Source organism: Pseudomonas sp. MLB6B, assembly GCF_054508135.1.
This window is the reverse complement of record NZ_CP199313.1, coordinates 2483574-2504384: the sequence shown is the minus strand read 5'-3', so window position 1 is coordinate 2504384 and position 20811 is coordinate 2483574. Positions and strand designations below refer to the sequence as shown.

Genomic DNA, 20811 nt, shown 5'->3' with positions numbered 1-20811 from the left:
CGCTTCAGGCCGAGGCGCAGTCCGTGGCGAAGCGCAGTGGCTGGCGCTCGGCGAAGTACAGCGCCGTCGCCACCCCTACCGCCCCCATCACCGCACAGAACCCCACACCGACCCATGGGCTCCACGGCATCAGGGCGATCAACGCAAGCGGCGTGGTGCTGGCCCACAGCGCGTAGCTGAGGTTGTAGGTGAAGGAAATGCCGGACACACGGATCGCGGTCGGGAACAGGCCGACCATCACCGACGGCACCACCCCCACCACCCCGCACGACAATCCCGCCAACGCATAGGCCAGCCACAGCGGCCCCCACTGCCCCACCAGGCTCGCATACAAGCCGCCGATGCCCAGCGGCAGCAACAGGCTGTAGATCGCCAGCGCGCGCCAGGCACCGATGCGGTCCACCAGCAGGCCGGCTAGTACGCAGCCGAGGTTCAGGAAGACGATACCGACGCTGCTCAGGGCAAAGGTCTCGCCCGCGCCGATGGCGAAGCTCTTCTGCATCACCGTAGGCGTGACCACCACCAGCACCACCACCGCCGAGGTCAGCACACAGGTCAGTAGCGCGGCGGGGATCAACGCCCGGCGGTGCTCGCTCAGCACCTGGCGCAGCGGAAAGGCCACAGGCGCAGCATCGCGCGCGCGCATGGCGAGAAACACCGGGGTCTCGCTCAGCCAGCGGCGCAACCACAACCCCAGCACGCCGAACAGCCCGCCGAGCAGGAAGGGGTAGCGCCAGGCATGGTCGAGAATCTGCTCCGGGCTGTAGAGCCTGGCCAGCAGCGTGGCCACCAGCGCTCCCAGCAGATAGCCGAAGGTCAGCCCGGCCTGGAGGAAGCCCAAGGCGTAGCCGCGCCGCCGCGCTGGGGCATGCTCGGCGACGAAGGTCCAGGCGCTGGGTACCTCGCCGCCCACGGCGGCGCCTTGCAGCACGCGCAGAGCGAGCAGCAGCAGAGGCGCGGCATAGCCGATGTCGGCGTAGGTCGGCAGCAACCCGATCAGCAGGCACGGCAAGGCCATCAGCAGGATGCTCAGGTTGAACATGCGCTTGCGCCCGAGATGGTCGGCGAAGTGCGCCATCAGGATGCCGCCCAGGGGTCGTGCCAGGTAGCCGGTGACGAAGATGCCGAAGCTTTGCAGCAGGCGCAGCCATTCGGGCATGTCCGGCGGGAAGAACAGCTGGCTGAGGGTCAGGGCAAAGAACACGAAGATGATGAAGTCGTAGATCTCCAGCGCGCCACCCAAGGCCGCCAAGCCTAAGGTGCGGTGATCGCTGCGGTTCAAGAGCGCCGCACGGGCGGGAGCAGTGGCAGGCATGGGGCAGGTTCCGCGGTTCGACAAGCGCCGCAGGATAGCAAAAGCCTTGGCCGAGGTGGCCGCCGGTGCCCTCGACGGTCGTCAGTCGTGCGGGCCGATCGGAGTCTGTGGGAGCAGGCATCAGCCGGGTCCGTTCGGGCGAGATCGCCCAGGCAGGCGCCACTCAACGCCAATCGCTCGATGCAGCGATTTCGAACCCCAGGTTTTCAGGGGGCCATGCCGGCCCATCAGCCCTGGATCCCTGCCCTCCCCCCTGCTAAATCTCCCCTGCATCACTTCGTTCAATGGGGGACTCGCGCGCGCCACTCCACGGCGCGCGTCTTCGGCCCTCGGTTGGATGCCCCCCCATGAAACGCTCCTCCACCCCCCGTCGTACGCTGTTGCTGGCCGCCACCGGCCTGCTGGCTCTGGCCTGCCTGGCCGCCTGGGCCAAGCTGCCGCTGGGGCAGCCGGTTCCCAACAGCGTGGCGGTGACCCGTGGCGACATCGAAAGCAGCGTGACCGCGCTCGGCACCTTGCAGCCGCGGCGCTACGTGGACGTCGGCGCCCAGGCCTCGGGGCAGATCCGCACCTTGGCGGTGGAAGTCGGCGATGTGGTGCACAAGGGCCAACTGCTGGTCGAGCTCGACCCGTCCACGCAGCAGGCGCGGGTCGATGCCGGGCGCTTTTCCATCGACAACCTCAAGGCCGAACTGGCCGAACAGCGCGCCCAGTTCGAACTCGCCCAGCAGCAGTTCCGGCGCCAGCAGGACCTGGCCCGCACCGGTGCCACCCGCGCCGAAGACGTGCAGGCGGCCCAGGCCCAGCTCAAGATCACCCAGGCGCGGATCGACAAGTTCCAGGCCCAGATCCGCCAGGCCGAAGCCAGCCTGCGCAGCGACCAGGCCGAACTCGGCTACACGCGCATCTACGCGCCCATGGACGGCACCGTGGTCGCCCTCGATGCGCGCCTGGGCCAGACCCTCAACGCCCAGCAGCAGACGCCGCTGATCCTGCGCATCGCCCGGCTGTCGCCGATGACCGTGTGGGCGCAGGTGTCCGAAGCCGACATCGGCCAGGTCAAGGCCGGCATGAGCGCCTACTTCACCACCCTGGCCGGCGGCAAGCGCCGTTGGACCAGCACCGTGCGGCAGATCCTGCCGATCCCGCCGCGCCCGCTCGAACAGACCAGCCAGGGTGGCGGCAGCCCGGCCAGCATCGGCTCGGGCACTACCGGCAGCCAGGTGGTGCAGTACACCGTGTTGCTCGACGTCGACAACCCCGACGGCGCGCTGATGGCCGAGATGACCACCCAGGTGTTCTTCGTCGCCGGCCAGGCCCGACAGGTGCTGACTGCGCCGTCCGCGGCACTGGACAGCACCGACGACGAACACCTGCGCCTGGCCCAGGTACTGCGCGACGACGGCACGCTGGAGCGGCGCGAAGTGCGCGTGGGCCTGAGCGATCGGCTGCGCACCCAGGTGCTCGACGGCCTGCGCGAGGGTGAGCGCCTGGTGATCGGCAGCACCGCCAGTGGAGGTTGAATGAGCCTGCCTCTGATCGAGCTGCGTGATATCCGCAAGGTCTACGGCGGCGTCGACGCCCCCGAAGTCGAGGTATTGCGAGGCGTCAGCCTGAGCATCCACCCCGGCGAATTCGTCGCCATCGTCGGCAGCTCCGGCTCGGGCAAGTCGACCCTGATGAACGTGCTCGGCTGCCTCGACCGGCCCACCTCGGGCAGCTACCACTTCGCCGGCAAGGACGTGGCCGAGCTGAACGTCGATGAGCTGGCCTGGCTGCGCCGCGAAGCCTTCGGTTTCGTGTTCCAGGGCTACCACCTGATCCCCTCCGGCTCGGCCCAGGAAAACGTCGAGATGCCGGCGATCTATGCCGGTCTTGCCGCCGACGTGCGCCATGCCCGCGCCGCCGCGCTGCTGGAACGCCTGGGCCTGGCCAGCCGCACCGGCAACCGCCCGCACCAACTCTCGGGCGGCCAGCAACAGCGGGTGTCGATCGCCCGCGCCCTGATGAACGGCGGCCACATCATCCTCGCCGACGAACCCACCGGCGCGCTCGACAGCCACAGCGGCGCGCAGGTGATGGCCCTGCTCGACGAGCTGGCCAGCCAGGGCCACGTGATCGTTCTCATCACCCACGACCGCGACGTGGCGGCGCGCGCGCAGCGTATCGTCGAGGTGCGCGACGGCCAGGTGGTCAGCGATTCGGGCCGCAAGCTCGCCGCGCCCGGCGAGCCTCCTGCAGCGACCGAGCACCTGCAGGCCGACGACCTGCGCCAGCGCCTGGACCGCGGCGCGGTCCAGCGCGGCGCGTGGAAAGGCGAGCTGGTCGAATCGCTGCGCGCGGCCTGGCGGGTGATGTGGATCAACCGTTTCCGCACCGCGCTGACCCTGCTCGGTATCGTCATCGGCGTGGCCTCGGTGGTGGTCATGCTGGCCATCGGCGAAGGCAGCAAGCGCCAGGTCATGGCGCAGATGGCCGCCTTCGGCTCGAACATCCTCTACCTCAATGGCAAGCACGCCACCCTGCGCGAAGCGGCCGGCATCGTCACCCTCGACGATGTCGAGGCCATCGGCCAGTTGCCCCAGGTGCAGCGCGCCATGCCGGTGATCGGCGGCAAGCTGGACGTGCGCCACGGCAACAACAACCAGCGCTTTTACGTAGGCGGCAACAACACGCAGTTCTCGCAGATCCTCAACTGGCCGGTGGTGCAAGGCGCGTTCTTCAGCGAGGCCGACGAACGTGCCGGCGCGGCCGTGGCGGTGATCGGCCAGAAGGTGCGCGACAAGCTGCTGCCGCCCGGCAGCGACCCGATCGGCCAGTACCTGCTGCTGGGCAACGTGCCGTTCCAGGTGGTCGGCATTCTGGCCGGCAAGGGCGCGAGTTCGGGCGATCAGGACAGCGACGAGCGCATCGTGGTGCCCTACTCCGCCGCGGCCATCCGCCTGTTCGCCAAGCCCGACCCGGAATACGTGATCATCGCCGCCGCCGATTCGACCCGGGTGGCCGACAGCGAAGGCGCCATCGACCATCTGCTGCGCCAACGCCATCAGGGCAAACACGATTACGAGCTGACCAACAATGCCGCCTTGATCCAGGCCGAAGCGCGCACGCAGAACAGCCTGTCGCTGATGCTCGGCGCCATCGCCGCGATCTCGTTGCTGGTGGGTGGCATCGGGGTGATGAACATCATGCTCATGACCGTGCGCGAACGCACCCGCGAGATCGGCATCCGCATGGCCACCGGCGCGCGGCAGCGCGACATCCTGCGCCAGTTCCTCAGCGAAGCGGTGATGCTGTCGATGGTCGGCGGCTTGAGCGGCATCGCGCTGGCGCTGCTGATCGGCGCCGGGCTGGTGCTGGCCGATGTCGCCGTGGCCTTTGCCGTGTCCGCCATCCTCGGCGCTTTTGCCTGCGCTGTGGTCACCGGCGTGGTGTTCGGCTTCATGCCGGCGCGCCAGGCCGCGCGCCTGGACCCGGTCAAAGCCTTGACCAGCGAATGAGCGCGATCCGCAGCGCCTCGACGCGCGCCACCGCTCCGGCCCATGGCGCAGCCTCGACCCTTGCACCCTTTCGACCCGCCACCAGTCCCGATCAGCGAAGAGACCATGACCCTGCCTAGCCGTATCAGCCTGCTGACCTTGAGCCTGTGCCTCGCCGCCTGCTCCACGCCTCCTGCGCCCGAAGCCGGTGTCGAGGCGCCGGCGCGCTGGCAAAGCGCAGCGCCCGATGCGCACCAGGCCTGGCCCGACCGGCAATGGTGGCAAGCCTTCGCCAGCCCCACGCTGGACCGCCTGGTCGAGCGTGCCCGGCGCAACAGCCATGACCTGGCCGCCGCCACCGCGCGGGTGCGCCAGGCCCAGGCCAATGCCGTGATCGCCGGCGCGCCCCTGCTGCCCGTGGTGCAACTGGCGCTGGACGCCAATCGCCAGCACCTGTTGCACGGGCCAGGCTACGACGGCCTGGACGTCAGCGAGCATTACCGCACCAGCAGCAGCTTCGACGCCGTGCTCAGCACCCGTTACGAGGTGGATTTCTGGGGCGGCGTGCGCGGCAAGCGCGACAGCGCCCTGCGCACCTTGGACGCCAGCCGCTTCGACCGCCAGACCGTGGAGCTGACCCTGATCGGCGCGGTCGCCGATGCCTACCTGCGCGACCTCGCCCTGGCCGAGCAGGTGCGCATCGCTCGCCTCAACCTGGACAACGCCACCGATGTGCTGCGCGTGGTGCAGAGCCGTCAACAGGCCGGCGCGGCCAGCCGCTTGGAGCAAGCCCAACAGTCGGGCCTGCTGGCGGCGCAACGGCGCCAGGTGCAGTTGCTCGAACAGCAACGCCAGGACAACCGCGTCACCCTTGCCACGCTGCTCGGCGAGCCGGTGCAGGCCCTGCCCAAGCACGACAAGCGCATCACGGCGCTGCATTGGCCGCCGCTCGCAGGCGGCATGCCCAGCGAACTGCTCACCCGCCGCCCGGACATCGCCGCCGCCGAGGCGCGACTGGCCGCCGCCAGCGCCGATGTACGGGTGGCACGCGCGGCGATGCTGCCGGCTCTGCAGTTGGGCATCGACCTGGGCAGCGGCGCGCGCACCGCCGCCGATCTCTTGCAGAGCCCCTTCTACACCCTGACTGCTGGGCTGGCCGCACCGATCTTCGACAATGGCCGCTTGCGCGCCGGGCGCGATGTCGCCCAGGCACGCCAGGCCGAGCTGCTGGAAGACTACCGAGCACGGATCGTGGCCGGCTTCGGCGACGTGGAAAAAGCCCTGAACGCCGTGGCCGGGGTCGAGCGTCAGCAGCAGTGGCAGGACCAGGAAGTGCAACAGGCGCAACTGGCCTTCGACCTCGCCCAGCAGCGCTACCGCGCCGGTGCCGAAACCCTGCTGGTGGTGCTGGAAACCCAGCGCACGCTGTTCGCCGCCCAAGACCAGCAGGCGCGCCTGCGTCTGCAGCGCCTGCAAGGTAGCGTCGCTCTGTACAAGGCCTTGGGCGGTGGCTGGCAGGTGGCCCAGCACGAAGAGTCGAAGCGCCAGGCAGTTGCGCCCGTCGTGCAAGCGCTGCACTGACCTTGGGGCGCAGAGCGCCTAGAAATCCATTCCTGCCACTGACAAGTGCCGCGCATACCACGGCCGTTTCGGCACACGCTTGAACAAGCCCTGGCTGTCCTGCTCCTCGTCGGCGAAGACGATGCGCAGGGCCAGCTTCATGGTTTCGACGTCCATCTCCACCGACTTGCCGGGACGCACACCCGGCACCGTGCTACAGCCGTGAGTGTCGGGGCCGAGCCATGGGTCGTCCACTTCGACCCAGCGCCCCGGGGCGAACCAAGGCACGCCGGCGACCTGGAGCCGGCGCACTTCACCGGGATGGAAGCGTTGGTGGGCGGCGAACCAGTCTTCCACGCGGTCGTCGATCCAGCCATGGAAGCGCCAGAACACCGGATGCACGTGGGAGGAAAACGGATCGCCGAGGAAGTCGTTCTCGGCCGCGAACCAGCGCGGCGCAAAGTCGTCCTGGGTACGCCCATAAGGCACCGGCGCGCCGTTGGAGGGATCGCGCGGCACGGCGGCCCAGCGCATGTGCAGCCAGTCGTGCAGACCCAGTTCCATCTCCGAGCCGAGCTGGCCGAGAGTCAATTTGGACAGGTAACGCGGGTCACGGTATTGCGACTCCCACAAGGCGAAGTTGGCCTGAAAGGTTTCTTCGCGTTTGATGCCACTGACCCATTCGGTGTACTCCTCGTCGCCCTCGGCCAGCCAGGTGGGGGGGACCGAGCAGCCGTCGAGGTTGTCGAAGTAGGCGGCGAACCCCAGGCGGTCACGCTCCAGTGCCGGTTGCGGCAGCGGAAACTGCGTCCACGACGGCAAGGGCTGCAAAGCGCGCGCGTGGCCCAGCATGTGCCGGTGCATGAAGAAGAAATCCACGCCCGAGCCATTGCGGTCCTTGTGCCGACCGCGGGCATCGCGCTCGCGCTCGCGCGGGCCGGGTTGCCAGCCCAGGCCGCGCAGGGCCTCGCGCTTGTCCTCGGGCAGCTTGTGCCATTTGTCGCGGCTGGCGTGCCACAGCTGGTGGAACAGCCGGTGTTCGGGGGCGATCAGCCAGCTCAACAACGGCGCTTCCAACGCGATGCGCTGGCGCGCTTCGGGAAAGCGCTGCTTGGTGGCGACGAAACGGTTGTCCTGCTCGGGCAAGGCCAACGGGCGGGCCAGATCGAGCAACTGGCCGGTGAAGGTATCGCTGCCGGCGTTGCCGAACGCGTCCCACACCTCATCCACCAGGACGGTCATTTCATAGCGCGGATCGGTCTGCCCTTCGGCCACCAGGCGCCAATAAAGGCGACCGGCGTCGTCCTGGCGCAGGTCGCCGATCAGCCGGTAGCGCGGGGCCTGACTGCCGCGCAAGCGCGCGGCGCTGTCCAGGCAACCGCGCACACCGCGCCCTCGCGCGGCGACGTCGAGGAACAGCTCGAGCTCTTCCCGGGGCAGGCCGGGCAGACCGGCCTCGGTGCCATACAGGCGCAGGCGCCAGATGCCGCGCAGACGGTTGGCCAGGTGCTGGCCGGCGACATCGGTGAGGTCTACGGTAGCCTCGCCCGGTGTCTCGGGCGGGTCGTCCGGCCGGGTCAGTTCACGGTGGCCGTAGTAGCCGGCCGGCACGGCTGCGCCCAGCACTGCCGCAACCGCCATGAACCCACGTCGAGAAATCGTCATCCAGCCACCTGTATCACCGCCTTCAAGCGTTCGTCATCCCAGCAGGAACGTATCCAGGACGGGCAAATTTAGCGGCCCGGGGCGTGGCCGGGCGGACTAAATTTCCTCCGCCACACCTCGTCCCACCCTGGTAGCCCCGCCCCGCCTTCGTCACCCGTATCGAGACAGCAATGACACGACCACGCTGGAAGACCCTTTACCTCGGCCTGCCCCTGGCCTTGCTGATCGGCGCGGGCGGCTACTTCGCCTGGCGCTGGATCGATCCCGTCTCGCTCTACCCGCGCAAAGTGGTCGAGCAGGCCAACGAACTGCAAGAGCGCATGGTCTCCTTCGACAGCCACATCACCTTGCCGCTGCGCTTCGGTAGCCGCGGCAACGAGGCTGACCAGCGCGGCAACGGGCGCTTCGACCTGCCCAAGGCCGCTGAGGGCAGGCTGTCGGGCGCGGCGCTGACGGTCTTCGGCTGGCCGGAAATCTGGAACGGCCCCAACGCCCCGCACCGCCCTACCGCAGGTTTCGTGGAGGAGGCGCGCAACCAGCAGGAAGTGCGCTACAAGGCCATCACCGGCATGGTCCGCGACTTCCCCAATCAGGTCGGCATCGCCTACACCCCCGACGACCTGCGGCGCCTGCACGGCGAGGGCAAGTTCGCCATTTTCATCAGCATGCTCAACGCCTACCCGCTGGGCCATGACCTTGGCCTGCTCGACACCTGGGCCGCGCGCGGCATGCGCATGTTCGGCTTCAACTACATCGGCAACAACGACTGGTCGGACTCCTCGCGCCCACTGCCGTTTCTCAACGACTCGCCCGACGCGTTGGGCGGCCTGTCGGACCTGGGCAAGCAGGCCGTGCGGCGGCTCAACGACCTGGGCGTGATCATCGACGTGTCGCACATGTCCACCTTGGCCCTGGAGCAGGTGGCGGCGCTCAGCCGTGCGCCGATCGTGGCCTCGCACTCGGTGCCGCAGGCTTTCGTCGACATTCCGCGCAACCTCAGCGACAAGGAAATGCGCCTGATCCGCGACAGCGGCGGCGTGGTGCAGATCGTGGCGTTCTCCGCCTACCTCAAGCCGCTGACAGCCAAGACCCAGGACAAGCTCAACGCCCTGCGCCACGAATTCGGCCTGCCGCCGCTGCCCAACCAGGCCATGGCGCTGATGCCGGGCGATGCGGTGATCGCCGCCTGGAGCGAACAGCAGTTCGGCAGCTATGCCAGCCAGCTGTACGCCATCCTCGACGAAGAGCCGCAAGCCACGCTCAAGGAATTCGGCGACGCCATCGATTACGCCGTGCGCAAGATCGGCATCGACCACGTCGGCATCGCCTCTGACTTCAACGAAGGCGGCGGCGTGCAGGGCTGGAACGATGTCAGTGAATCGCGCAACGTCACCGCCGAACTGCTCCAGCGCGGCTACACCGAAGCGGACATCGCCAAGCTCTGGGGCGGCAACTTCCTGCGCGTCTGGGAGCAGGTGCAACGCGCCGCGCCATCCACTTCCACCCCTCAGCCGTGAACACCGCCATGACCGACCGCCGCACCTTTCTCAAACAGGCCAGCCTGGTGGCCATGGCACTGCCCTTGGGCAGCGGGCTCACGGCCTGCGCCCAGGCGCAGGGCACCGACGTGCCGGGCCTGGCTGGCGGCGACAAGTGGCGCCGGCTGCAAAGCCTGTTCACCCTCGACCCGGACTACCTGCACCTCGCCAACTTCCTGCTCACCGCCCACCCCACACCGGTGCGCCAGGCCATCGAGCGCCACCGTGCCTGGCTCGACCGCAACCCCAGCCTGGCCATGGACTGGGACCGCGAGGAAACCTGGCAGCACGAAGCTCAGGTACGCGACTGGGCCGGTCGCTACCTGGGCGCCAAACCGGGGCAGATCGCACTGACCGGCAGCACCACCGAGGGCCTGGCGATGATCTACGGCGGCATCCACGTGCGCCCCGACCAGGAAATCCTCACCACCGTTCACGAGCACTACGCCGCCCGCACCACGCTCGCCTACCGCACCCAACGCGACGGCACCCAGGTGCGCAAGATCCGCCTGTTCGAAGACCCGGCACAGGCAAGCCACGACGAAATCCTCGGCAACATCGACCGCGCCATCGCCCCGCACACCCGGGTGTTGGGCATGACCTGGGTGCATTCGAGCAGCGGCGTGAAGCTACCGGTGGTGGAAATCGGCGAACTGGTGGCGCGGCACAACCGCGAACGCGCCGACAGCGAGCGCATTCTCTATGTGATCGACGGCGTGCACGGTTTCGGCGTCGAAGACCTGAGCTTCGCCCAGATGAATTGCGACTTCTTCATCGCCGGCACGCACAAATGGATGTTCGGCCCGCGCGGCACGGGCATCATCTGCGCCCGCAGCGAAGTGCTGGAAAACCTCACGCCCTCGATCCCGACCTTTTCTGAAGACACCAACTTCGCCACACGCATGACCCCTGGCGGCTACCACGCGTTCGAGCACCGCTGGGCACTGGACGAAGCCTTCAAACTGCACCTGCAACTGGGCAAGGCCGACGTGCAGGCGCGCATCCACCAGCTCAACGGCTACCTGCGCGAATGCCTGGCGGCCGATACGCGGGTGCACCTGGTGACGCCGCGCAGCCCGGCGCTGTCTTCGGGTTTCACCTTCTTCACGGTCAAGGGTCGCGAGTGCGACCAGGTGGCCGCAGCGCTGATCGCACGCAAGGTCAACATCGATGCGGTCAGCCGCGACGTGGGGCCGGTGATCCGCACCTCGCCTGGATTGCTCAACGACGAGGCGCAGATCGACCGGTTCATGGCCGAACTGGAGCGTGTGCTGGCCTGAGGCGTGCTCCCGTCCGGCACCAGGCCCGAGGCGCCGTCGGCCTTGAGCGGCGCAGCGCCGGCAACGCCGACACCGGGCCGGTAGCGTCCACCGCGCGGGGCGCTAAATCCGCTTACCGGTCAAACGTTCATCAACTACCAGGCCGCTCGGCCCCCACCCGCCCCTGGCAATCGCCAGCTTGCGACCGAGGTAGTTCCATGTCCGCACCATCGCGCAGCGCCTTCCACGAACTGATGACCCTGCTGCGGCCCTACCGCTGGATCGTGGCCGGCTCCATCGTGCTGGGCATCCTCGGCGGCCTGAGCATCACGGCGCTGCTGGCGACGGTCAACCGCGGCCTGCACAACGCCGACGGCCTGAGCGGCGGTGTGATCCTGGCGTTCGCCAGCCTGTGCCTGGTGGCGCTGCTCAGCGGCATCGCCGCCGACATCGGCACCAACTGGGTGGGCCAGCACGTCATCGCCCGGCTGCGCAAAGAGCTGGGTGCCAAGGTGCTGGCCGCGCCCATCGAGCAGATCGAGCGCTACCGCACCCATCGCCTGATCCCGGTGCTGACCCACGACGTCGACACCATCAGCGACTTCGCCTTTTCCTTCGCGCCATTGGCGGTGTCGTGCACCGTGGTGCTCGGTTGCCTCGGTTACCTGGCCACGCTGTCGCTGCCGATCTTCGCCATGACCGTGGCGGCCATCGGCATCGGCTCGGTGATCCAGTTCGCCGCCCGACGCAAGGGCGAGCGCGGTTTCCATGAAGCGCGGGACGCCGAAGACCACTTGCAGAAGCACTACTCGGCCATCGCCGAAGGCGCCAAGGAGCTACGCATCCACCGCCCGCGCCGCCATGCGATGTTCACCCGCAACATCCAGGGCACCGCCGACCACATCTGCGACACCCACATCCGCTCGATCAACATCTTCGTGATCGCCAAGAGCCTGGGTTCGATGCTGTTCTTCGTGGTCATCGGCCTGGCCCTGGCGATGCAGTCGCTGTGGCCGAGCGGCGACCCGGCGGTGATCAGCGGCTTCGTGCTGGTGCTGCTGTACATGAAAGGCCCGCTGGAAAACCTGATCGGCAACCTGCCCATCGTCAGCCGCGCGCAGATCGCCTTCCGCCGCATCGCCGACCTGTCGGAGCGTTTCTCCTCGCCCGAGCCGCATCTGCTGCTCGACGATGTGCGGCCGCCGGCCGTGACCCTGGAGCGCCTGGAACTGCGCGGTGTGGAATACGCCTACCCGGCGGTCGAGGGCAGCGCCGCCTTCCGCGTGGGGCCGGTGAACCTGGACATCGCCGCTGGGGACATCGTCTTCATCGTCGGCGACAACGGTTCGGGCAAGACCTCGCTGATCAAGCTGCTGCTGGGCCTGTACGTGCCGAGCAAGGGCCAGGTGCTGGTCAACGGCGTGCCGGTCGAAGCGGCCGGGCTGGACGACTACCGGCAGCTGTTCACCACCATCTTCGCCGACTACTTCCTGTTCGACGACCTGATGCAGCCCGACCAGCGCGTGCCGCAGGACGCCACGCGCTACCTGGAACGCCTGGAGATCGCGCACAAGGTCAGTGTGCGCGACGGCGCCTTCACCACCACCGACCTGTCGACCGGCCAACGCAAGCGCCTGGCCTTGGTCAACGCCTGGCTGGACCAGCGCCCGGTGCTGGTGTTCGACGAGTGGGCCGCCGACCAGGACCCGGCCTTCCGCCGCATCTTCTACACCGAGCTATTGCCCGAGCTCAAACGCCTGGGCAAGACCCTGGTCGTGATTTCCCACGACGACCGCTACTTCGACGTCGCCGACCATGTGGTGCGCCTGCAGGCCGGGCACGTGCTGCGTGAACCGGCCCTGGCCTGATCGACGCGTTTTCTGCCGGGGCTTCGCTGGCCCCGCATTAGCTTCCCTGTTTGCAAAGAGGACACCGCAATGCCGCTGGACCCCGACCTGGAAGGTTTTCTCGAACTCGCCGAACTGGGCCGCTTGAGCGGCAAGCACAAGCCGCTGCACGCGCTGGGCGTGACAGAGGCCCGTGCGACCTTCGAGTCGAGTTCGCAAGTGCTCGACCCTGCGCCACCGGCCGCTGTGGCGGTCAGCCAGCACTGGATCGACACCCGCGACGGCGCGCGCCTCGAAGCCCGGCTGTACCGGCCAGGGGGTAGCCCGCACGCGCTGCCATGCGTGCTGTATTTCCATGGTGGCGGGTACGTGGTGGGCAGCCTCGATTCGCACGACTCGATCTGTCGACGCCTGGCCGCCGTGTGCGGGCACGCCGTGCTGGCGCCCGCCTACCGCCTGGCGCCGGAACAGGTGTTTCCGGTGGCCGCGCAGGATGCCGAAGACAGCGCCGCGTGGCTGGTTCGGCATGCGCCTGCGTTGGCCGTGGACAGCGAGCGCTTGATCGTGGCTGGCGACAGTGCCGGCGCCACCCTGGCCACGGTGCTGGCCATCGGCGCGGCGCGGGGCGCGCTCGCGGCAGGCTTCGCGCCACGGGCGCAACTGCTGTTCTACCCGGTGACGGATGCCTCACGAACCCGTCCTTCACATGCGCGCTTCGGTGAAGGTTACCTGCTGGAAAGCGACACCCTGGAATGGTTCTACCAGCACTATTTCCCCCACCCCGAGCAGCGCCGCGACTGGCGCGCCTCGCCGCTGCTGGCCCACGCCCTGCCCGCGCTGGCACCGGCCTACCTGAGCCTGGCCGAGTATGACCCGCTGTACGACGAAGGCTTGGCCTACGCCGAGCATCTGCGGGCCAGCGGCACGCCGGTGACGCTTCTCACCCAACACGGCCTGACCCACGATTTCCTGCGCATGTCCGGCATCACCGGGCAGATCGACGGCGTCTACAGCCACCTCGCCGATTGGCTGGACATGCTGTAGATGCGGTGCGCGGCGCGATGGTCATACGTCGCGGTGCGCGGCGCGATGGTCATACGTCGCGGTGCGCGGCGCGATGGTCATACGCCGCGCTGCGCCTCGCGTCGCCTGGCTGAGCCGTGTGGTGCGGTTCGGCTGAAACGCAACGCCGGTCGGCTATGCCCACGCCTATTCGCTACACAGGAGCTCTGTCATGTCCACGACACCCGCACAGCCGCCCAGCGGCTACCGCACCTTCGACCTGACCCTCAAGCGCCGCATCGCCCTCAGCCCTTCCCTGTTGCGCCTGGTGTTCACCGGCGCCGACGTCGCGCAGATGAACACCCTCGCCCCCGATCAGCGGGTCAAGCTGCTGTTTCCGGCTGCCGACGGTTCGCTGCCGGCCCTGGACCCGAGCCTGCACTGGAGCGAAGCCCGGCGCCGCTTGCCCCCTGCGCAGCGACCGCCGATGCGCACCTACACCATCCGTTCGTTGGATCGCAGCGTCCTGGAAGTGTCGGTGGACTTCGTCCTGCACGGCGTCAACGGTCCGGCCTCGGCTTGGGCGACCCAGGCACGACCGGGGAACCGCCTGCAGATGATCGCGCCGAATCTGGCTTTCGTCGGCGATCCAGGCGGTTACGAATGGAAGCCGCCCCAGGGGCTGCAACGTCTGCTACTGGTAGGCGACGAAACCGCGCTGCCGGCCATCGCAGGCATTCTCGAACAGCTGGCCGACCAGACCAGCACGGCCCAGGTCGAAGCGTTCATCGAAGTGCCGTTGGCCGAGGATTGCCTGCCACTGCGGCTGCCGAGCGGCGCGCGCTTGCATTGGCTAGCGCGCGATACGCTGCACTGCGCGCAGGGCCAGGCCATGCGCCAGGCGGTGCGCGAGCGGGCCTGGCTGCCAGCAATGCAGTGGATTGCCGAGGGCGAACTGGACGACGTCGATGTCGATCGCGAGATGCTTTGGGAACAGGCCAGCGCCAATGACGGTGCCTTCCATGCCTGGGTGGCCGGGGAGTCGGCGACGGTGATGGACATTCGTCGCTTTCTGGTCAAGGAACGGGGTTTGGACCGGGGATGCCTGAGTTTGATGGGCTATTGGCGTGCGGGACGAGTACTGGATTGACAGGCCGCATCAGCGCAATGGGCTGCGGACCAAGCCTGTAGCGCGGTGAGGCCGGCCTGGCGGCCGACCTCATCCAGGGGTTTCAGCCCGCCAGTGCGGCGTGCACGGCCTGGGCGAAGCGCTCGGCCACCTCGTCGATCTGCTCTGCGGTGATGATCAGCGGCGGCAGGAAACGCACCACCGCACCATGGCGCCCACCCAGCTCGACGATCAGGCCGCGGCGCAAGCATTCGCGCTGCACCTTCGGCGCCAGCAGACGGCACACCGGCGGATGGCCCTGGGCGTCGGGCGTACCTTGCGGGTCGACCAGTTCCACGCCAAGCATCAGACCGCGACCGCGGATGTCGCCCAACTGCGGGCAATCGCGCTGCAACTGGCGCAAATGGCCACAGAGGCGCTGGCCCATGGTCTCGGCATGGGCGGCCAGATCGTGCTCGACCAGGTAGTTCATTACCGCAGAGCCTGCCGCCATGGCCATCTGATTGCCGCGGAAGGTGCCGGCGTGGGCGCCCGGCCCCCACTGGTCGAGCCAGTCGCGATACACCACCACCGCCAGCGGCAGGCTGCCGCCGATGGCCTTGGACAGGGCCACTACGTCGGGCACGATGCCGGCGTGCTCGAAGGCGAACATCTTGCCGGTACGGGCGAAGCCGCTCTGGATCTCATCAACGATCAGCGCCACGCCATGTTCGGCGGTGATGCGGCGCAAGCCCTGCAGCCACTGGACATCGGCCGGGATCATGCCGCCCTCGCCCTGCACCACCTCGACGATCACCGCCGCCGGCAGTTGCACCCCGGCCTCCGGGTCGCTGAACAGGGTTTCCAGGTAATGCAGGTTGGCGCGCACGCCGGCCTCGCCGCCCAAGCCGAACGGGCAGCGGTAGTCATAGGGGTATGGCAGGAACTGCACGTTGTTGTTGAGCAGCGCGCCCAGGGCTTTTTTCGGGCCCAGGCTGCCCATCAGGCTCAAGGCGCCTTGCGACATGCCGTGGTAGGCACCCTGGAAAGCCAGCACGGTGCTACGGCCGGTGGCGATGCGCACCAGCTTCAGTGCGGCCTCGACCGCGTCGGTGCCGGTAGGGCCGCAGAACTGGATCTTCGCTTCGCGGCGCAGGCCTTCGGGCAGCAGGCCGAACAGGTCCTGGACGAAGCGGTCCTTGACCGGCGTGGTGAGGTCGAGGGTATGCAGCGGCAGCTCGTCGCTCAGCACACGCTGGATCGCTTCGATCACCACCGGGTGGTTGTGGCCCAAGGCCAAGGTGCCGGCGCCGGCCAGGCAGTCGATGAACTGGCGGCCCTCGACGTCCTCGACGTGGATGCCCCGGGCGCGCTTGAGCGCCAGCGGAATGCGCCGCGGATAACTGCGGGCGTTGGACTCCTGCTGTTGCTGGCGCAGCAACAGGGGTGAGTCGGTGAATTCGTACAACGCCTGGGGCGCGCGGGCCGGCAGGACGTGGGCAAGGCTCGAAGCGGTGGACATGGCAAGGCCCTCACAAGCGTGCGTTTGATTCCCGCCCAGCCCTGTAACCGGATATGTGCGGGGCAATGCTTGGAGAACGCTTAGGCGTCGGGTGGATTTAGCGCCTGCGAGGGGTTTTCCGCGGCTGCCGCCCGCTCAGAGGCTGCGCGTGGGCAACTGCAACGAGACGCGCAAACCGTCTTCGCGGCTGTCGAAGCGCAAACGCCCGGCGCAGCGCTGGACGATCGCCTCGACGATGGCCAGGCCCAGACCGCAGCCGCTGCTATGGCTGTGCCGCCAGAAGCGTTCGGTCAGGCGCTGCAGGTCGGCGGCTGCGATACCGGGGCCATGGTCGCGGACCACGAAGCCGACCTGGTCGTCGATCATGCGCACGTCCAGCTCTATCGGCGCCTGCGCGCCGCCATGGCGCAAAGCGTTGTCGAGCAGGTTGCGCAACGCGGTCACAGCCAGAGGCGCGGGCAGGCCCAGGTAGGTGCGCGCCGCGTCGTCGGGCAGGCGCAGGTGGATGCGTTGCTGGTGGTCAGGGCCGACGTCGTGCATGGCCTGGCGGGCCACCTGCTCGGCGCTGCACTGCACGCCATCGTCGAACGACAGGCTGCCCTCCACGCGCGCCAGCATCAGCAGTTGCTCCAGCGTGCGGTGCAGGCGGTCGGCCCCTTGTTCGGCGTGCTCCAGGGCCTGATCGCGTACCGCGCCGTCGGTCATGCGCGCCACTTGCAAGTGGGTCTTGACCACGGTCAGTGGGCTGCGCAGTTCGTGGGCCGCGTCATCGGTCAGGCGCCGTTCGCGCTCCAGGGTCTGGGCGATGCGCCGGAACAGCTGGTTCTGCGTGTCGAGCAGCGGTTGCAGCTCGCTGGGCAAGCCCTCGACCTGCAACGGCTCGACGCTGTCGGCGCGGCGCTGGCGCAAGGCGTCGCGCATGCGGTTGAGCGGCGCCAAGCCCTTGCCCAGGCCGATCCACAACAGCCCCAGGCTGCCGAGCAGGGCCATCAGCACGGGCGCCGAGGCGACCAACAGCACCGAGCGGTTCAGCGCCTCGCGCTCCTGGTGACGGTCGGCGGTGGTGATGCGCACGTCGCCATGGCTGTAGGTGAAGCTGCGCCAGGCGGCGCCGTCGATGGTCTGGTCGTGGAAGCCGTTACCGCGCTCGTCGAGGCTGGTGTCGTGCTGGTGGTTGCTGGCCAGGATCTCGCCGCGCAGCGAGGTGACCTGGCAGGCCATGCCGTCGGGCACGCTGAGCTGGTCGGCGGCGATGTGCGCCTCCTCGCCCTTGACGCCGAGCGGCTGCGGCAACTGGTCGATCAGCCCGGCGACCATGCGCGCCGAGGCCACCAGGCGCTGGTCGAGGGAGAACATCATCTGCTGGCGCAGGTCGCACAGCATCCAGGCCGCAGCCAGCGCCCAGATCAGCACGAAGACGCTGCCCAGCCCCAGGGACAACCTCAAACGCAGGCTCATGCGGCCGGCCCCAGGCGGTAGCCCAGACCGCGCACGGTTTCGACGATGCCGCTGCCGAGCTTGCGCCGCAGGTGGTGGATGTGCACGTTCAGGGCGTTGCTCTCGACCTCGTCGTTGAAACCGTAGACGCAATCCTTGAGGTGTTCGCTCGACAACACCCGCCCGGGGTTGTGCAGCAGTGCTTGCAGCAGGGCCTGCTCGCGGCGCGACAGATCGACCGGCGCGCCGTGCAGGAAGGCCTCGCAACTGCTTGGGTCGTAGCGCAGCGCGCCGTGCTCGATGACGTTCACCGCGCGGCCGGCGGCGCGGCGCAGCAAGGTGTGCAGGCGCGCAGCCAGCTCGCGCAGGTCGAAGGGTTTGAGCAGGTAGTCGTCGGCGCCGGCGTGCAGGCCATCGACGCGGTCGGTGACGGCGTCGCGGGCGGTCAGCACCAGCACCGGCAAGGCCTCGCCCTGCTGGCGCAGGCGCCGTAGCAGGACGAGGCCGTCTTCGTCGGGTAGGCCCAGGTCGAGGATCATCACGTCGAACCGGGCGGTGTGCAGCATGTGCTGCGCAGCGGCGGCGGTGGCGACACGGTCGACCGTCAGACCCTGCGCGGTGAGGCCGGCGCAGATGCCGCTGGCGATCAGGTCGTCGTCCTCGCAGAGCAGTACGTGCATGGTGGGTATTCCGGTAAAAGGGGTGGCATTGCACAGGAGCTGGATTAAGGGGGAATTATGGCCTGTGCCGTGGCGCTTGTGTGCCTCCGGGGAAGCGCCTGGTCGACGGCCCGTACGGCAGGCATAAAAAAGCCCGCAGTGTGCGCGGGCAAGTACCTACGAAGAACGACGGCGCCGGTGCTAGCTGCCGCGATAGGTCGAATAGCTGTAGGGCGAAATCAGCAGCGGCACGTGGTAGTGGTCCTGCGCGGCATCGATGCCGAAGCGCAGCACCACCACGTCGAGGAAGGCCTGTTCGGGCAAGGGCGTGCCGCGGGCACGGTAGTAGGCGCCGGCGGCGAACTGCAACTGGTAGACACCGGTGCGGTAGTCGTCGCCTTCGAGCAGAGGGGCGTCGACGCGGCCGTCGCTGTTGGTCACGGCACTGCGCACCAGTTCCAGGCGCTGGCCTTCGACGCGGTACAGCTCCAGGGTGATGGCGCTGCCCGGGCAACCGTGCGCAGCGTCCAGTACGTGTGTGGTCAAGCGTCCCATCGGCTCAGCGCCTCTTGTCGAATGGTTTGGGAAGGATCAGGGCAGCGTGGGCGTGAACGGTACGCGACGCTGTCGGCGGCGCTTATTAAGGCAGCCGGCCAGAAGATTGTACACAATTTTTTGTTGAATTCCTGACATCCATCGCTGCACAAGATATTCCGACAAGCACAATAAATGCGCTACGCCCCTAGACAATACCTGACCAATCAGGCAACTTTAGGCCGCCTGTCCCAACGCCTCCGTCAGGTCGATGCCGGGAAAAAACGGGATTACAAAGGATTTCAAAACTTGTATACAATCAGCTCATCCGGTGGTGCGACATCCCGACGCGGGTTCGCCCATCTCGTGCACTGAACGAACAAGAAGGAACACTGCAGTGAACGCTGACTACCCTCGCGACCTGATCGGCTACGGCAACAACCCTCCCCACCCGCACTGGCCGGGCAACGCCCGCATCGCGCTGTCGTTCGTCCTCAACTACGAGGAAGGCGGCGAGCGCAACATTCTGCACGGTGACAAGGAGTCCGAAGCCTTCCTCTCGGAAATGGTCGCCGCCCAGCCGCTCCAAGGCCAGCGCAACCAGAGCATGGAATCGCTCTACGAATACGGCAGCCGCGCCGGCGTATGGCGCCTGCTCAAACTGTTCGAGGACACCGGCGTGCCGCTGACCGTCTTCGCCGTGGCCATGGCCGCCCAGCGCCACCCGGACGTGATCCGCGCCATGGTGCAAGCCGGCCACGAAATCTGCAGCCACGGCTACCGCTGGATCGACTACCAGACCATGGACGAGGCCCAGGAGCGCGAGCACATGCTCGAAGCCATCCGCATCCTCACCGAACTGAGCGGCGAACGTCCGCTGGGCTGGTACACCGGCCGCACCAGCCCCAACACCCGGCGTCTGGTGATGGAGGAAGGCGGCTTCCTCTACGACAGCGACACCTACGACGACGACCTGCCCTACTGGGAACGCAACAACCCCACCGACAAGCCGCACCTGGTGATCCCCTATACCCTGGACACCAACGACATGCGCTTCACCCAGGTGCAGGGCTTCAACTGTGGCGAGCAGTTCTACCAGTACCTCAAGGATGCGTTCGACGTGCTCTACGCCGAAGGCGCCGAGGCGCCGAAGATGCTCTCCATCGGCCTGCACTGCCGCCTGGTCGGCCGCCCGGCGCGTATCGCCGCGCTCAAGCGTTTCGTCGAGTACGCCAAGGGCCATGAGCAAGTGTGGTTCGCCCGCCGGGTCGACATCGCCCGCCACTGGCACGCCACCCACCCGTTCGTGAACGAAGAGAACGTCTGATGACCGCCTTCAAGACCCTCACTCCGTCGTCCCTGGGCCGCGAGGCGTTCATCGCCACCTTCGCCGACATCTACGAGCATTCCCCGTGGGTCGCGCAGCGTGCCTTCGACCAGGGCCACGTGAGCGAGCTCGATGACGTAGAGACGCTGCACAAGCGCATGAGCGACGTGCTGCTCGGCGCCAGCCACGCCGAACAGCTGGCGCTGATCAACGCCCACCCGGACCTCGCCGGCAAGGCAGCGGTGCAAGGCGAGCTGACCGCTTCCAGCACCGCCGAGCAAGCCGGTGCCGGCATTCACCAATGCACGCCCGAAGAGTTCGCACGCTTCACCGCGCTCAACGACGCCTACAAGGCGCGCTTCCAGTTTCCGTTCATCATGGCCGTGCGCGGCAGCGACCGGCACCAGATCCTCGCCGCCTTCGAAACGCGCCTGCACAACGATCCCGACACCGAGTTCCAGCAAGCCCTGGTACAGATCAACCGCATCGCCCTGCTGCGCCTGTCGCAGCTGTAAGCCTGAAGTTCGATACCGTGAAACACCCTGCGGCCCGGTGCGTG

The 20811-nt window shown here is 67.9% G+C and carries 16 protein-coding genes; 10 read left to right on the top strand and 6 right to left on the bottom strand.

The annotated features are described in order from the left end of the window. Positions 1 to 4 precede the first annotated feature (4 nt). Positions 5 to 1315 (bottom strand): MFS transporter, encoded by a 1311-nt coding sequence (locus tag ACSMEV_RS11075; RefSeq protein WP_459205202.1) that lies wholly within the window; start codon positions 1313 to 1315, stop codon positions 5 to 7. 347 nt (positions 1316 to 1662) lie between these two features. Between ACSMEV_RS11075 and ACSMEV_RS11070 the strand changes: the two genes are divergently transcribed. The 3 genes from ACSMEV_RS11070 (at position 1663) to ACSMEV_RS11060 (ending at position 6375) form a co-directional block, all read left to right on the top strand. Continuing rightward, complete coding sequence (locus ACSMEV_RS11070) at positions 1663 to 2838, top strand: efflux RND transporter periplasmic adaptor subunit (protein ID WP_459205201.1); 1176 nt, start codon at positions 1663 to 1665, stop codon at positions 2836 to 2838. Beyond that, positions 2839 to 4815: a MacB family efflux pump subunit gene (locus ACSMEV_RS11065; protein ID WP_459205200.1), complete on the top strand. Its 1977-nt coding sequence runs from the start codon at positions 2839 to 2841 to the stop codon at positions 4813 to 4815. A 105-nt stretch (positions 4816 to 4920) separates the two neighbouring features. Continuing rightward, the gene (locus ACSMEV_RS11060) at positions 4921 to 6375 is read left to right on the top strand and encodes an efflux transporter outer membrane subunit (RefSeq protein ID WP_459205199.1); all 1455 of its coding nucleotides are present in this window, start codon (positions 4921 to 4923) and stop codon (positions 6373 to 6375) included. A gap of 18 nt (positions 6376 to 6393) precedes the next feature. Here ACSMEV_RS11060 and pvdP read toward each other — a convergent pair whose 3' ends face one another. Beyond that, positions 6394 to 8019: a pyoverdine maturation tyrosinase PvdP gene (gene pvdP, locus ACSMEV_RS11055; RefSeq protein ID WP_459205198.1), complete on the bottom strand. Its 1626-nt coding sequence runs from the start codon at positions 8017 to 8019 to the stop codon at positions 6394 to 6396. A gap of 170 nt (positions 8020 to 8189) precedes the next feature. Between pvdP and pvdM the strand changes: the two genes are divergently transcribed. The 5 genes from pvdM (at position 8190) to ACSMEV_RS11030 (ending at position 14815) form a co-directional block, all read left to right on the top strand. Next, entirely contained in the window at positions 8190 to 9536 is a 1347-nt protein-coding gene (gene pvdM, locus ACSMEV_RS11050; protein ID WP_459205197.1) for a pyoverdine-tailoring dipeptidase-like protein PvdM, read from the top strand. Positions 9537 to 9544: 8 nt separating this feature from the next. After that, complete coding sequence (gene pvdN, locus ACSMEV_RS11045) at positions 9545 to 10837, top strand: pyoverdine-tailoring periplasmic protein PvdN (RefSeq protein ID WP_459205196.1); 1293 nt, start codon at positions 9545 to 9547, stop codon at positions 10835 to 10837. A 197-nt stretch (positions 10838 to 11034) separates the two neighbouring features. Further along, positions 11035 to 12684, top strand: a complete 1650-nt coding sequence (locus tag ACSMEV_RS11040) for a cyclic peptide export ABC transporter (protein WP_459205195.1) — start codon at positions 11035 to 11037, stop codon at positions 12682 to 12684. Positions 12685 to 12753: 69 nt separating this feature from the next. Further along, positions 12754 to 13707 carry an alpha/beta hydrolase gene (locus tag ACSMEV_RS11035; protein WP_459205194.1) on the top strand — a complete coding sequence of 318 codons (954 nt, stop codon included), beginning with the start codon at positions 12754 to 12756 and terminating at the stop codon, positions 13705 to 13707. A gap of 190 nt (positions 13708 to 13897) precedes the next feature. After that, positions 13898 to 14815 (top strand): siderophore-interacting protein, encoded by a 918-nt coding sequence (locus ACSMEV_RS11030; RefSeq protein ID WP_459205193.1) that lies wholly within the window; start codon positions 13898 to 13900, stop codon positions 14813 to 14815. Positions 14816 to 14897: 82 nt separating this feature from the next. Here ACSMEV_RS11030 and ACSMEV_RS11025 read toward each other — a convergent pair whose 3' ends face one another. The 4 genes from ACSMEV_RS11025 to uraH form a co-directional block, all read right to left on the bottom strand. Further along, positions 14898 to 16295, bottom strand: coding sequence for a diaminobutyrate--2-oxoglutarate transaminase (locus ACSMEV_RS11025; RefSeq protein ID WP_459205192.1), 1398 nt, complete (start codon positions 16293 to 16295; stop codon positions 14898 to 14900). Positions 16296 to 16430: 135 nt separating this feature from the next. Beyond that, positions 16431 to 17753, bottom strand: a complete 1323-nt coding sequence (locus tag ACSMEV_RS11020; protein WP_459205191.1) for an ATP-binding protein — start codon at positions 17751 to 17753, stop codon at positions 16431 to 16433. Next, the gene (locus ACSMEV_RS11015) at positions 17750 to 18412 is read right to left on the bottom strand and encodes a response regulator (RefSeq protein ID WP_459205190.1); all 663 of its coding nucleotides are present in this window, start codon (positions 18410 to 18412) and stop codon (positions 17750 to 17752) included. The genes ACSMEV_RS11020 and ACSMEV_RS11015 overlap by 4 nt, the downstream gene beginning before the upstream one ends. A 180-nt stretch (positions 18413 to 18592) precedes the next feature. After that, entirely contained in the window at positions 18593 to 18946 is a 354-nt protein-coding gene (gene uraH, locus ACSMEV_RS11010) for a hydroxyisourate hydrolase (protein WP_296264130.1), read from the bottom strand. Positions 18947 to 19322: 376 nt separating this feature from the next. On the opposite strand from uraH, the gene puuE reads away from it, so the two are divergent. Together puuE and uraD are read left to right on the top strand one after the other, a co-directional pair. Further along, positions 19323 to 20252: an allantoinase PuuE gene (gene puuE / locus ACSMEV_RS11005; RefSeq protein ID WP_459205189.1), complete on the top strand. Its 930-nt coding sequence runs from the start codon at positions 19323 to 19325 to the stop codon at positions 20250 to 20252. After that, entirely contained in the window at positions 20252 to 20767 is a 516-nt protein-coding gene (uraD, locus tag ACSMEV_RS11000; protein ID WP_459205188.1) for a 2-oxo-4-hydroxy-4-carboxy-5-ureidoimidazoline decarboxylase, read from the top strand. Before puuE ends, uraD begins: the two co-directional genes overlap by 1 nt. Positions 20768 to 20811: the final 44 nt, after the last annotated feature.

What these genes read in the sequence shown, in the direction of transcription:
- ACSMEV_RS11075 (WP_459205202.1), bottom strand. Translation starts at nt 1,315, where the DNA reads ATGCCTGCCACTGCTCCCGCCCGTGCGGCGCTCTTGAACCGCAGCGAT.
- ACSMEV_RS11070 (WP_459205201.1), top strand. Translation starts at nt 1,663, where the DNA reads ATGAAACGCTCCTCCACCCCCCGTCGTACGCTGTTGCTGGCCGCCACC.
- ACSMEV_RS11065 (WP_459205200.1), top strand. Translation starts at nt 2,839, where the DNA reads ATGAGCCTGCCTCTGATCGAGCTGCGTGATATCCGCAAGGTCTACGGC.
- ACSMEV_RS11060 (WP_459205199.1), top strand. Translation starts at nt 4,921, where the DNA reads ATGACCCTGCCTAGCCGTATCAGCCTGCTGACCTTGAGCCTGTGCCTC.
- pvdP (WP_459205198.1), bottom strand. Translation starts at nt 8,019, where the DNA reads ATGACGATTTCTCGACGTGGGTTCATGGCGGTTGCGGCAGTGCTGGGC.
- pvdM (WP_459205197.1), top strand. Translation starts at nt 8,190, where the DNA reads ATGACACGACCACGCTGGAAGACCCTTTACCTCGGCCTGCCCCTGGCC.
- pvdN (WP_459205196.1), top strand. Translation starts at nt 9,545, where the DNA reads ATGACCGACCGCCGCACCTTTCTCAAACAGGCCAGCCTGGTGGCCATG.
- ACSMEV_RS11040 (WP_459205195.1), top strand. Translation starts at nt 11,035, where the DNA reads ATGTCCGCACCATCGCGCAGCGCCTTCCACGAACTGATGACCCTGCTG.
- ACSMEV_RS11035 (WP_459205194.1), top strand. Translation starts at nt 12,754, where the DNA reads ATGCCGCTGGACCCCGACCTGGAAGGTTTTCTCGAACTCGCCGAACTG.
- ACSMEV_RS11030 (WP_459205193.1), top strand. Translation starts at nt 13,898, where the DNA reads ATGTCCACGACACCCGCACAGCCGCCCAGCGGCTACCGCACCTTCGAC.
- ACSMEV_RS11025 (WP_459205192.1), bottom strand. Translation starts at nt 16,295, where the DNA reads ATGTCCACCGCTTCGAGCCTTGCCCACGTCCTGCCGGCCCGCGCGCCC.
- ACSMEV_RS11020 (WP_459205191.1), bottom strand. Translation starts at nt 17,753, where the DNA reads ATGAGCCTGCGTTTGAGGTTGTCCCTGGGGCTGGGCAGCGTCTTCGTG.
- ACSMEV_RS11015 (WP_459205190.1), bottom strand. Translation starts at nt 18,412, where the DNA reads ATGCACGTACTGCTCTGCGAGGACGACGACCTGATCGCCAGCGGCATC.
- uraH (WP_296264130.1), bottom strand. Translation starts at nt 18,946, where the DNA reads ATGGGACGCTTGACCACACACGTACTGGACGCTGCGCACGGTTGCCCG.
- uraD (WP_459205188.1), top strand. Translation starts at nt 20,252, where the DNA reads ATGACCGCCTTCAAGACCCTCACTCCGTCGTCCCTGGGCCGCGAGGCG.